We start from the raw sequence: 12,346 nt of genomic DNA on the forward strand, positions 1-12,346 counted from the left end.
CCTAATACTCTTGCTTTTAGCATTTTCCTTGTTCATTAAAAAATTTTATCAGATATATGTAAATTCTAATTTCAAATAAATGTAAACATTTTGTAAAATAACAAGGATATATGAAGTTTTATGTTTCTTCATATATCCTTGTTGTTATTTTTCAAAATGCTTCAACAAAATACTTTCTGCTTCCGAATTCCACAACCCTCCATGATTACTGCATGCGTCTGCCAATTGTGCGAATACTGGATCAGTTTCTCCAAGCTTTCTAAAATCTTCAATTGCTGTAAGCGGGAGATCTATCTGTGGGTAGATGATCTTTTTAGACCCTGGCATTTTCTTTAAATACAAAGTCGTATCTACGATTGCATTGATTCCACCAATATGTGTGATTCCTATTGCCGGGTTCATCTTTTTATTCTCAATCAGTTCAAGTGCTTCGACCATATCAGATCGTAATCCTCCTGAAGATCCAATCAGTTTGGTCTTTAAATAATGACTTCCATAGATATTCATTCCTGCACGATAGTTCTTATCAGCTGTAGCTGCATAAATATTCATACAACCATCCATTGCCATAATGCGGTTTCCTATCTCTGCTACACATTTTGGGGGTGCATAAACAAAGACATCATCATAGCCTTTTTCATTTGTCATTGCTAATAATACTGGTACAGAGTCTGTTACCATCGATGGATTGATATAGTATAGTTCTACTCCGTGTCTCCTGCCTTCCTCAACCGGAATGATCTTCCTGACTTTCTCTAAACGTTCCTTATTCGTATCGGTGATCACTAAACGCTTGGGTTTCCTATCCATTTCAAGTACATATCGAATGGCCATAAGCCCCATAGGTCCTGCTCCTCCGAGAATGATCGTATTCCCACCTTCTTTGATGCCTGATATATGATCATGAGATCCTTGTTTACTGTGATAATTTGAGTGGAAACTGCTTACTACACTGTATAATGCCTGTGCCTGAGCAAGCTCATAAAACGCTCCGGCTTCTCTTTGTATCAAACATCCTTTCTCTATAACATCTCCCGGTACAATACAATAGGTAGCTGCTCCACCAAAATATGGGTAAGAATATCCTGGTGATTCAATCTGAAGTGGAATCTCAGGTACGATCACAAATTTCTTTCCTTCCTGATATTCATCCTTCCATCTTTCTCCTACCTTCGCAATTGTTCCTGAAAATTCGTGTCCGATCAGTACTGGTTTCTTCTTAATATTCTTTGGTACTCGTAAATGCCGCTGTGCCAAAGTGATCTCTTTTAGCGTTGACATAGCAATCCCATTACATTCAATCTTCAACAGTACTTCATCTTCTGTGATATCAGGGATTTCAAATTCTTCCAGACGTATATCTTTGACTCCATAGAGTCTGACTCCTTTGATCTTCATGGTCTTTCGCCCCCTAAGTTTGTCAAATGTCAATGTCGCATTATGATAATTGTTCAATTAGTCTTTTTTATTATAACATAGGATGAAGGGAAAAAGAACTGGTAAAATTGTGCGACGGTAGGATTTCGTATATGTTAAAGGAGATTGGCTGATAATTTTTGTATTCATTAACAGAAGATAAAAGAAATCTATTACTTAAAAATATAAATCAATACATTAAAGCATACACACCGCCTTAAATTTTTCAATCTTGTGAATTGTCCACACTATAAACTTCTGGTATATGATAAAAAATAAATAAGCAACCGAAAGCGATGCATTGGAATTTTGCCATATTTTGAACAAAATTCCACCGCAGCACTTTCAGTTGCTTATTTATTTTTTATCATATACTCGAAATCTACAGTTGGCCAACACACAAATTTATTTCCCTTGATGTTTCAATGCTGCCTCAACAAATCCCTTAAATAAAGGATGTGCCTTATTAGGTCTAGATTTGAATTCAGGATGTGCCTGTGTTGCCACAAACCATGGATGTTCTGGAATCTCTACCATCTCTACGATTCTTCCATCTGGTGAACATCCAGATAACATCATTCCATTCTCCTGAAGAACATCACGATATTTGTTATTTACTTCATATCTGTGACGGTGTCTTTCATGGATTTCTTTTTCTCCATATAATTCATATGCCTTGGATCCTTCTGTTAATACACATGGATAAGATCCTAAACGTAAAGTTCCTCCAAGATCTGTAACTCCATCCTGATCTGCCATAATATGAACCATTGGATGTGTTGTCTCTGGATTAAATTCCTTGCTGTGTGCATCTGCAAATCCTAAGACATGGCGTCCGAATTCTACTAATGTAAGCTGCATTCCTAAACAAATTCCAAGATATGGAATCTTATTTTCTCTTGCATATTTGATCGCACAGATCATTCCTTCAATACCACGATCTCCGAATCCACCTGGAACTAAGATTCCGTGAACCCCACCTAACATCTCATCTACATTGTAAGAGCTGATTCTCTCTGAATCTACCCAACGGATCTTAACATTGGCAGAATTAGCAACTCCTGCATGCTCTAATGATTCAACAACACTGATGTATGCATCATGTAAAGATACATATTTACCAACTAAGGCAATTTCTACCTGATGTTTTGGATGTTTCCAAGCATCGATCATCTTCTTCCAATCATCAAGATCTGGATCTGGGCATGGCATATTTAAACATTCACATACTTCGTGTGCCAGATGTTCTTTCTCCATCATCAGAGGTACTTCATATAATACTTCTGCATCTAAGTTCTGAATGACTCTTGAACGGTCTACATTACAGAACTGAGCAATCTTTCTCTTGATCCCGTCATCTAATGGATAATCTGAACGACAAACAAGGATATCTGGCTGGATTCCCATTCCCTGTAAATCTTTCACACTTGCCTGTGTTGGTTTTGTCTTTAATTCTCCTGAACTCTTTAAGTATGGAATTAATGTTACATGAATCAAAATGCAGTTTTCATGTCCTACTTCATGCTGGAACTGTCTTAATGCCTCTAAGAATGGCTGACTCTCGATATCTCCGACTGTTCCTCCGATCTCGATGATCGCTACTTCCTGATCACTTGGATCTTCGCTTCTGTAAAAACGGCTCTTGATCTCATTTGTTACATGTGGGATTACCTGTACTGTGTTACCACCGTAATCTCCACGACGTTCTTTGGATAAGATACTCCAATATACTTTACCTGTTGTAACGTTTGATTTCTTGTTCAGTCCTTCATCGATAAATCTTTCATAATGTCCAAGGTCTAAGTCTGTCTCTGCTCCATCATCTGTTACGAAAACTTCTCCGTGCTGGATTGGATTCATTGTTCCTGGGTCAATGTTGATGTATGGATCAAACTTCTGGCTTGTGACATGATAGCCTCTGGCTTTTAGTAATCGTCCCAGAGAAGCTGCCGTGATTCCTTTACCTAATCCAGATACAACTCCTCCTGTGACAAATACGTACTTTACTGGCATGTTTTTTCCTCCTATATGTGAATTACTACTACTTTCTTATATTATTCCATTCAAAACAATATCATATCATATTATTTTTCATTTGTCATTGTGATTTCTTAAAAATGCAGAAAAATGGTTCTGATCCTTTTAAACTATAAAAGAATCAGAACCCTTGTTGTCATCATGCAAAAGAGAAAGTGCCTGTATCACATTATCTAGATAGAGGATTGTAGATAAATAAAATGATTGTTGATGATGATCTAAATTACAAATGTTTGAGATTCTTTGGGGTATGGGCGATGAATCATCGCAGGAAAACCTAAGATCTCGATCTGTTTATTATAGGGGAGTTATGTGCTACAAGCACTTTCTACCCATAATTTACCATATCATTTTATTTTTGTCAATTATTTCCTTTACTTTTTTTGTAAAAATTTACATAATTATCATCATGATCACTATCAACTAAAGAAACGATCTGATTTTCACTATTTCCATAGCTATATGTCCAGTTCCCAAGTTCTCCATTCTGGGCATTCTTCTTTGACAAAGATACAGAATTAAATTCTTCTAACCATTTTTGTGCATCTTCAGATGCAATACCCATTTTCTCAAAGCATGCTTTCATAAATATATTTTCTTCTTTTGTAAATCCTTTTAATTCATCTGCCTTGTCCCAGTAAATCAATAACTGCTTGATCTTGTGATCCTTCATAAAGATCTGGACATTTTTCTTGGCATACAGACCCTCATCATTATAGGAACGAAGAATAATTTCCTTTGAAGATGCTCCACTTTGATCCGCTATGACTGTCCATAATGCTCTTCCGCTTTGTGGAAGTTCTGATAGATTGCTCTTTATGCCAAGTATTTTGTTTGCATCAAAACGAATGATAAAACGCTTGTAATTATAGAAAATTGACAAACCATTTTTCTCGAATTTATGCCATTTATCTGTATTATGAAGCAAATATGTTTTATTTCCTGCTTTTACTTTGATTCCTGCCTGATCATTTTCACATTGTTCCATCCACTTTTTAATACCCTTGTATCCGGATTTTTCCATCATATTGATCAGTTTGGTATCCTTCATGGAAATCTGGGCTGTTCCATTGATGCATACTTTATGCTCATCATCTGTTGCATATAAAAGTCCATCCTTATAATGCCATTTCAGAGCTCTGACATCTTGTTTCTCTGAATCTGTCAGTTTTTGATAATTTTCTTCCAATGTATTATCTGGTCTTTGGATAATCTTATAAAATCCTGTGTCATCATAGCTGTCAAAATCTTCATCAGAATCAATGTCCTCATCGGATTTCTTTTCAGCGAACTTGTCAGCTACAACATTTTCTGCAAACAACCGCATTTCATATTCTCCAGTTGACCCAATGCCAATATTTGATGCCCATTCATCATAACTGCTGCTGTTACTTAAAAACTGTGCTGCAATCGTATCATCTGATCTTATGATCTTATATAATGATTTCAGCCATTTATCATTTTTCGCTGTTCCTGCTTTTGAGGATTCATCTGCTGTCTTTTTAATTTTATTTTTTGTGATAAGATTTCTTTCCTTCGCAGAAAGACGGATCGTTGATACAAATTTTTCTCCATTCACTAAAGGATAGATGAATAATGCGGCTGCTGCACAAAATCCAAGAAAGATTCCTGCCTGTTTTACTCTTCTTCTTTTTTTCAACGATACCTGATACCATTTTTTCTGTAGTTTTGATGGATGTCGGTAAAGCACAACTCCCACTGCGATCAGAAATGCTAAAAGAAGCAGTGGCAATAAGATAATGATCACTCCCAATGATAAGCTCATATACATTATGCTTCCCTCCTTTTTCTATGTCTTCTTACCATATAAAATACGATACTTGCAATAACTACTGCGATAACGCCGCCTTTATATGACTGAATCTTAAATCCTATTACTACTATGAACAATGAAACGCAAAATGGGAAAATCCATAAAAACAGTTTCTCCATCCATGGAAAATACATGAAATTATTTCGTTTTGCCATATCTGCCTTTTTAAATACATAGAAAGCAACTGCGAAAAATACCAGTATAAGCAGAATCTGAATTAAAAGGATCTGTACAAAATGATCAAACGATGCCATTGTTACAGTCTGGTGTACACCCTCATCCCACACGCATTCTTCTGATATTGGTCCATTTTCAAAAAATGCTGCCATCCACCATCCATTAAGCATCCCACCTGGAAGAAGATTCACTTTCGGCATGACATAGTCCATAAATACGGGAAAACACATTGCTCCCACTCCAATAGCTCCTGCGATCCATGGTCTTTTACAGATATTCTGAAAAAATACTGCTACGGCATAGATCAATGTCAATGAAATCCACATAAATAAAAGATATACACACAAGTGGAAGACATTATCATTCCCAAGCAATAATTCTCCATTTGTACATGACGATAATTTCATCTCATACCATGACTCTGCCTGAATTCTCATCATGATCATTCCAAAGAAAAAAAACAGCCACGGAATCGTATATATCATCATTCCGATAATCGTTCTGACCAGAAAGATCTGGCCTCTTTTTACTGGCAGCTGCATTAAAAATTCACCGCATTTTGAAATACTGCTTTCCCGATACTGCATGATTGCAACAAAACTGATTGGTATCATCAGTATCATAATAAATGATTCATAATACTGATTGAGCGTTCCCAAAAATAGATTTCCATAGTTGTCATAAATATATCCATCAAAGTTATTGATCTGATTTCCAGTTCCTGCAATATCACTTGCAATCGCGCCTTGTAACACAAACCATACCACGATCGTAAACGCCAATGTTATGATCAGCATATTTCTTTTTTCATGCTTAACAAGCCCTCTCATAATGTTTCCTCCTTATTGTCTGAACCAATGAGACTGCAACATAGCATCCTGCAAAGATCACTGCAAAATATATCAACAGATGCATTCCGCTTAACTTCTGCATGATCATTCTATAGCTGTCCCCATTTCCCATGATGCCTTTATTCCATGCTATCAACTCATAAATCCTGTTGTACAGAGTTCTTTCATAATTAAATACCTGTTGATTTATTTCATGATTGCTTACTGCATTGAAAATTACAAATGACAGTCCGACCGTCATGACCAGCTTGTTTTCTATCCTTGACAACCTTGTCAGCATTCGATTCTGTGCCAGGTTCTGTCTTATAAATTTACGCTTTGCAAACCACAGGCATAACCCCCCTGCTGCTATAAATGCTGCAATACAGATCAATGATGTATTCATATATTGTGCTTTCCAGATTAAATTTGTATCCAATATACTTATATCCAACTGATAATTTAATGGATACAAGAATCGACGATCATACGCTGAATAGATCATCCTTTCAAAGATTGCATATTTATATGTTTTGATTTTAAATACCATCTGAATTAAAAATGCTGTATTCTGAATAATGATTGGAAGCATCACATAAATGCTGATCACTGCCAGAATCAATCCCTGCCAGATATAAGCTGTCACTACAACTGCAAAATGTGTAACCGCACAAAGTGCAAAGCAGAATGCTGCATTTAATAATGTACATACAATGATATTTGTAAGTGATTCCTTACTTGGAATCATTGTAAGTTTTACTGCAAAGAAAATTCCATAAACGACCTCTGCGATCATCAGTGATACAAGAAGCCCTGCTGCACTTTTTTTATAAATATCTTTTTTGGTCCATGGCAGACTGTATATATACTGCTGCTTCTTACTTTGCTGTAGCTGATATATGATTCCTCCAGATAATGCTGCAAATAAAACCCATATCAATAACCATCCATTAATTATGGAATCCATTAATGTCTGTGGGAATCCATCATAAGGATATTTTATATTTAATATATAAATTCCATAGATCAATGCCACTGGCGGAAGCACCAGATAATATTTCTTAAAAAATTTCATCTCCTCATCTCCCTCTTAGCGATTGCTGTAGACGAATACTTCCTCTAAACTTAATGGAATCTCTTCTACCACAATAGCTCCTGCTTGTTTTAATGCCTCGAAAATTGGCTGTCCATACCCTTCTAACACAACTGTGTACACGCTTCCAAGATTGGAATATGTGATCACTCCAGGAAGTTCTTTGAAGATCTCACTTCTTGCTTCTCCAAATACGACCTGTAATTTTGTAAATCTTTCTTTCATCTGATCCATCGTTCCATGATAAAGGATCTTTCCTTCCTTCATCATGCTTGCGGAATCACAGAAACTTTCTAAATCTTTCAGATCATGAGAAGATATAAACACACTCATTCCGTTCATATCAACTTCATTGACAATAAAGTCTTTAATCTGTTTTTGTACGATCACATCAAGCCCTGACATTGGTTCATCCATGATCATGACTTGTGGATGAATAGACAAGTTCAACATCGCAGCTAATGACATTGCCTGCCCTTTTGATAATTCCCTGATCCTTTTACTTACATCTAATCCGATACTCTGATTGTAGTCTTTAAATGCTTTCTCCTCGAATGTCGGGTACATCTGTTTATAAAATTCAATCATCTCGTCAATGTGGTACCCGTCAAAATACTGGTTGCTGTCTGCAACATATCCTACCTTTGCTTTTACTTTTGGATTCTCAAAAACTTCTTCACCGCAGATTAATATCTGCCCCTGATCTTGTTCGTAGATTCCTGTGATACACTTGATCAGTGTTGTCTTTCCACATCCATTTCGTCCTACCAGCCCATGAATGCTCCCTTCTTCTACATCAAGATTGATTCCATGAAGAATCTCCTGTTTTCCATATGATTTTTTTACGTCCTTTAGTTCGATCACTTTCATATCCTATCCCTCCAGATCCTGATAAATCTCATGTATCAGATTTGCAATCTTCTCTTCGTCATATCCTTCATAACGAAGTTCACTTAATATCTCCTTCAGACTTGTTTTAATTTCCTGCATCTTTCCTTTATCCACCTCTTGTGAAGCATTTTCTGCTAAAAATGCTCCCTTTCCTCTGATTGTTACGATTACTTTCTCTTTCTCAAGTAACTGATATGCTTTCGCTACAGTATTCGGTGTCACACTCAGCTGTAACGCAAGTTTCCTGACCGATGGCAGTCCATCTCCTGGTTTTAAGTAGCCCTTCCATGCTGCTTCTTTTACCTGTTCCATGATCTGTTCATAGATTGCTTTCCCGCTTGCCGGATTAATTCGAAACACATTGGCACCTCCTTATTGTTTTTATCTTATCGCACTGTATCACTAACTGTACTAACTGTATCACTTCATGTGATACAGTTATCATATACACTTTTTATTTATTTGTCAATCTGTTTTTTATTTTTATACAAAAAAAGAAAAAGACCCTAAAGCTTCTTAATTGAAACTTCAAAGTCCTTCTCCAAACGAATTGTATGAATATATAGAGGTTCATCACTTTCACGATGAGAGAAAACTGATTGTTCTGCTCTTAACTGTTTTCTTAGGCTAATAATTCTTTTGCAGCATTCCCAATTGTTGTGATGATAAAGTAGCAGCTTGTTGCTCCTGCATCAAGAACACCTCTTGAACGTTCTCCCAGACGACTTGCACGACCGATCTTCGCTACAAGATCTTTTGTTGACTGCCATCCTTTCTCTGCTGCTTCATTCATTGCATCTAAACATTCTGCAAAATCTTTTCCAGCTTCTTTTGCTTCTACAAATGCTTCCTTCGCTGGTACTAATGTATCGATTAAAGATTTATCTCCTACCTGAGCAGGACTAATATCCTGAATTCCTTCTACAGCTCCTGTGATCATATCTGCAAATACATCTACTGTGATATCATCTGCATCTTCACATGCCTGAGCCATCTCATCAAATAACATTCCATAGAGAGGTCCCATTGACCCACCGATATCTTCTAACAGTGTCTCTCCAAGTGTTGTCAATCCTTCTGACAGATTATATGTAGTTCCTTCTAATTTCTTCTCACACATTGTGAAACCTTTGTTCATGTTAATTCCATGATCCCCGTCTCCGATCTTACCATCGATTTCACTTAAATAATCTCTTTCTTTTTGGATTGTCTTAATCAACTGATCTACGATAACTCCAGCTTCTGCATTTTTAAAACTTGACATAATTTACACCTCTTTAAATTAATATTGTACTTATCTTATCTATGTTTATTTTAGCATACAATCTTTTTCTACTGAAATGATTTTCAGTTCAAATATAGCACCTGTTATGGTGCTATATTTCACTCTAAGGGTGTAATTGATTCATATTATATTCTATGTTTATAAAATGTATTTCAAGATATCTTCTGGATTTTCTGCAATATAAGTTGCATGGTTTGCTTTAAGTTCTTCTGCTCCTCTAAACCCCCATGCAACTCCAATTGTGTCCATTCCAGCATTTTGTCCTGTCTTCATGTCTGTTTCTGAATCTCCGATATACAAAATCTCAGCTGGTGATAATTTCATTTTATCTGCAATTTCTAATGCAGCTGCTGGATCTGGTTTCTTTGGAATGCCTTTACTTTCACGTTCTCCATATACTGCTACCATAGGTGTTTGTACAAAAAATTTGTTAACCAAAGCTTCTGTATAGTCACTTCGCTTATTTGAATTGACAGCTGTCTGTATTCCATTCTTATGCAGTTCATTGACCATTTGTAAAATACCTTCATATGGAATCGTTTTATTCAAATATCTTTTATGATATGCCTTGGCAAATTGTGCTAGTACTTCATCGATAAACTGTTCATCCTTTTGTCTTTCCTCTGGCAATGCTCTTGTGATCAATTTACGGAATCCATTTCCTACCATCATTTTACATTTTTTTGTATCATGTTGTGGAAAATGATATAGCTGCATCACATCATTTACACTATCTGTCAAATCTTCTATGGTATCTAGTAATGTTCCATCAAGATCAAATATGATTCCTTTATATTTTTTCATTTTTCTTTTCCTTCCTATCTATGATTTTGCTAAAATCTTTTTATTTTTGAAATTATTCTTATTATACAATTAATCAACTCTAATATCAAAAAAAGAATCCTTACATCATATATCTGATGCAAAGATTCTTCTATATACTTTCTTATTTTACAATTCTTCTTACACAAACAATACTGCGGTAATTTGCTCTTTGAGAAATCTTAATTCCTGTTTTTCTGCTGCTTGCATGTACAATCTTTCCATTTCCAATGTACATAGCAACATGTCCATTATAACAGATGATATCTCCTGGCTGTTTCTGGCTGTAAGATACTTTTCTTCCTGCGCTTCTTAATTCAGATGAAGATCTTGGAAGCTTATATCCAAATGAACGGTATATAGAACCAATAAATCCAGAGCAATCTGCTCCACGATTTAAATCAGTTCCACCCCATACATAAGGATTCCCAACAAAGCGCTGTGCAAATTCAGCTACTGTCTGTCCCTTCTCATATGTACTTCCTGTTAATGAAGGAGCTTTTGTACCAACATATACATACTGTTTTGGTACATATCCTGTCTTCCCTGCTACAGAAACTTTTCTCCAGCTTCCGCTTGTTCCATATACTGTAACCGCAGTTCCAACTTTTAATGTTTTTAATACTTTTGCTTTCTTTGACTTTCCTGTTCTTAATCTTGTCCAATGTCTGAAGATTTTCCCACTATAGCCTTCTGCAGCTTTTACTTCTTTCTTAGGTGCTGTTGTTAATGTTGTACTAAATATAAATAAAAAGACTAATGAGAAAATTGTTATTTTCTTTAATCGTGATTTCATTCAAATCCCTTTCAATTGTTACACTTCTGTTACATACTTGACAAGTCTAACATAAACTAATACAAATGTAAAGAAAATAACGTATTGTTTTAATTTTTGTAATGAATAAATGCAATAATTGTAAAATTTATTATTTCTAATAATACAAAAAGAGACCTGATAAATCAGATCTCTTCAGCGTGGGCGAGAAGATTCGAACTCCCGGCCTTCTGGTCCGTAGCCAGACGCTCTATCCAGCTGAGCTACGCCCACATATTTAATTGTCATATTTGACAACTCAGATGTTATTCACATCTAAATGCCGCAGACCGGAATCGAACCGGTACTCGATTTAACTCGAACAGGATTTTAAGTCCTGCGCGTCTGCCAGTTCCGCCACTGCGGCATATACATACCTTAAATATCTGGCATATAAGTGGGACCAATAGGACTCGAACCTATGACCCTCTGCTTGTAAGGCAGATGCTCTCCCAGCTGAGCTATGATCCCAAATGATTGGTTTTAAACACAATCTAGCGACCCGGATGGGAATCGAACCCACGACCTCCGCCGTGACAGGGCGGCGCTCTAACCAGCTGAGCCACCGGGCCAGAATGTAAAATATTTATTTAATTAAATGGACCCTCGGGGACTCGAACCCCGGACCGATCGGTTATGAGCCGATTGCTCTAACCAACTGAGCTAAAGGTCCGTTTAAAGCCGTTGACCGGACTTGAACCGGTAACCTGCTGATTACAAATCAGCTGCTCTGCCAATTGAGCCACAACGGCATATTAGACGATATCACTCATTTATGAATCGCAATGACTCCAACGGGATTTGAACCCGTGTTACCGCCGTGAAAGGGCGGTGTCTTAACCACTTGACCATGGAGCCTTATATCCGACCGCTTCACGGTCTTAATACTTTATTCAGTATCAAACTCCCCGAGCCGGGCTCGAACCAGCGACAGCACGGTTAACAGCCGTGTGCTCTACCAACTGAGCTATCGAGGATTATTAAGGCATATACCTTCAAAACAACATACAAGAACTATTCACATCTCTTACACTCTAGCCTTCTTTGGTTAAAGCCTCGACCGATTAGTAACAGTCAGCTCCATGCGTTACCACACTTCCACCTCTGCCCTATCTACCTCGTCGTCTTCAAGGGGTCTTACTACCTT

Annotated in this window: 10 protein-coding genes, 8 tRNA genes and 1 rRNA gene; all 19 read right to left on the reverse strand. The window is 36.8% G+C overall.

Features of this window, described 5'->3' with window-relative positions; all coding sequences use genetic code 11:
- Nucleotides 1-144: 144 nt before the first annotated feature.
- Nucleotides 145-1,398, reverse strand: a complete 1,254-nt coding sequence (locus tag OCV53_RS11815; protein WP_055198481.1) for an alcohol dehydrogenase catalytic domain-containing protein — start codon at nucleotides 1,396-1,398, stop codon at nucleotides 145-147.
- A 423-nt stretch (nucleotides 1,399-1,821) separates the two neighbouring features.
- Nucleotides 1,822-3,429: a CTP synthase gene (locus OCV53_RS11820; RefSeq protein ID WP_055198483.1), complete on the reverse strand. Its 1,608-nt coding sequence runs from the start codon at nucleotides 3,427-3,429 to the stop codon at nucleotides 1,822-1,824.
- 385 nt (nucleotides 3,430-3,814) lie between these two features.
- Nucleotides 3,815-5,245: a hypothetical protein gene (locus OCV53_RS11825; protein ID WP_055198485.1), complete on the reverse strand. Its 1,431-nt coding sequence runs from the start codon at nucleotides 5,243-5,245 to the stop codon at nucleotides 3,815-3,817.
- Entirely contained in the window at nucleotides 5,245-6,294 is a 1,050-nt protein-coding gene (locus OCV53_RS11830) for a hypothetical protein (RefSeq protein WP_055198487.1), read from the reverse strand. The genes OCV53_RS11825 and OCV53_RS11830 overlap by 1 nt, the downstream gene beginning before the upstream one ends.
- A complete protein-coding gene (locus OCV53_RS11835; protein ID WP_055198489.1) occupies nucleotides 6,278-7,369 on the reverse strand; it encodes a hypothetical protein in 1,092 nt (363 codons plus the stop codon). Before OCV53_RS11835 ends, OCV53_RS11830 begins: the two co-directional genes overlap by 17 nt.
- Nucleotides 7,370-7,384: 15 nt before the next feature.
- The gene (locus tag OCV53_RS11840) at nucleotides 7,385-8,257 is read right to left on the reverse strand and encodes an ABC transporter ATP-binding protein (RefSeq protein ID WP_022374281.1); all 873 of its coding nucleotides are present in this window, start codon (nucleotides 8,255-8,257) and stop codon (nucleotides 7,385-7,387) included.
- A gap of 3 nt (nucleotides 8,258-8,260) precedes the next feature.
- Nucleotides 8,261-8,638 carry a GntR family transcriptional regulator gene (locus OCV53_RS11845; RefSeq protein WP_022374280.1) on the reverse strand — a complete coding sequence of 126 codons (378 nt, stop codon included), beginning with the start codon at nucleotides 8,636-8,638 and terminating at the stop codon, nucleotides 8,261-8,263.
- 262 nt (nucleotides 8,639-8,900) lie between these two features.
- The gene (dhaL, locus tag OCV53_RS11850; protein ID WP_055198491.1) at nucleotides 8,901-9,542 is read right to left on the reverse strand and encodes a dihydroxyacetone kinase subunit DhaL; all 642 of its coding nucleotides are present in this window, start codon (nucleotides 9,540-9,542) and stop codon (nucleotides 8,901-8,903) included.
- Between the two features lie 159 nt (nucleotides 9,543-9,701).
- Nucleotides 9,702-10,367, reverse strand: a complete 666-nt coding sequence (locus OCV53_RS11855) for an HAD family hydrolase (protein ID WP_055198493.1) — start codon at nucleotides 10,365-10,367, stop codon at nucleotides 9,702-9,704.
- 142 nt (nucleotides 10,368-10,509) lie between these two features.
- Nucleotides 10,510-11,181, reverse strand: a complete 672-nt coding sequence (locus tag OCV53_RS11860) for a C40 family peptidase (protein ID WP_055198495.1) — start codon at nucleotides 11,179-11,181, stop codon at nucleotides 10,510-10,512.
- Between the two features lie 178 nt (nucleotides 11,182-11,359).
- Nucleotides 11,360-11,433, reverse strand: a tRNA-Arg gene (locus OCV53_RS11865).
- Between the two features lie 47 nt (nucleotides 11,434-11,480).
- A tRNA-Leu gene (locus OCV53_RS11870) sits at nucleotides 11,481-11,566 on the reverse strand.
- A 31-nt stretch (nucleotides 11,567-11,597) separates the two neighbouring features.
- Nucleotides 11,598-11,670 (reverse strand) — tRNA-Val (locus OCV53_RS11875).
- 27 nt (nucleotides 11,671-11,697) lie between these two features.
- Nucleotides 11,698-11,771 (reverse strand) — tRNA-Asp (locus OCV53_RS11880).
- A 27-nt stretch (nucleotides 11,772-11,798) separates the two neighbouring features.
- A tRNA-Ile gene (locus tag OCV53_RS11885) sits at nucleotides 11,799-11,872 on the reverse strand.
- Nucleotides 11,873-11,878: 6 nt separating this feature from the next.
- Nucleotides 11,879-11,951 (reverse strand) — tRNA-Thr (locus tag OCV53_RS11890).
- Nucleotides 11,952-11,985: 34 nt separating this feature from the next.
- Nucleotides 11,986-12,057 (reverse strand) — tRNA-Glu (locus tag OCV53_RS11895).
- Between the two features lie 46 nt (nucleotides 12,058-12,103).
- Nucleotides 12,104-12,176: transfer RNA gene (locus OCV53_RS11900), tRNA-Asn, on the reverse strand.
- A gap of 67 nt (nucleotides 12,177-12,243) precedes the next feature.
- Nucleotides 12,244-12,346 (reverse strand): 23S ribosomal RNA (locus tag OCV53_RS11905); the annotation flags it as partial.

The organism is Anaerostipes amylophilus (assembly GCF_025567365.1).
Lineage (GTDB): Bacteria > Bacillota > Clostridia > Lachnospirales > Lachnospiraceae > Anaerostipes > Anaerostipes amylophilus.

Coding starts and splice junctions, on each gene's coding strand:
- OCV53_RS11860 (WP_055198495.1), bottom strand. CDS start 11,181: ATGAAATCACGATTAAAGAAAATAACAATTTTCTCATTAGTCTTTTTA.
- OCV53_RS11855 (WP_055198493.1), bottom strand. CDS start 10,367: ATGAAAAAATATAAAGGAATCATATTTGATCTTGATGGAACATTACTA.
- OCV53_RS11840 (WP_022374281.1), bottom strand. CDS start 8,257: ATGAAAGTGATCGAACTAAAGGACGTAAAAAAATCATATGGAAAACAG.
- OCV53_RS11830 (WP_055198487.1), bottom strand. CDS start 6,294: ATGAGAGGGCTTGTTAAGCATGAAAAAAGAAATATGCTGATCATAACA.
- OCV53_RS11835 (WP_055198489.1), bottom strand. CDS start 7,369: ATGAAATTTTTTAAGAAATATTATCTGGTGCTTCCGCCAGTGGCATTG.
- OCV53_RS11825 (WP_055198485.1), bottom strand. CDS start 5,245: ATGTATATGAGCTTATCATTGGGAGTGATCATTATCTTATTGCCACTG.
- OCV53_RS11815 (WP_055198481.1), bottom strand. CDS start 1,398: ATGAAGATCAAAGGAGTCAGACTCTATGGAGTCAAAGATATACGTCTG.
- OCV53_RS11820 (WP_055198483.1), bottom strand. CDS start 3,429: ATGCCAGTAAAGTACGTATTTGTCACAGGAGGAGTTGTATCTGGATTA.
- dhaL (WP_055198491.1), bottom strand. CDS start 9,542: ATGTCAAGTTTTAAAAATGCAGAAGCTGGAGTTATCGTAGATCAGTTG.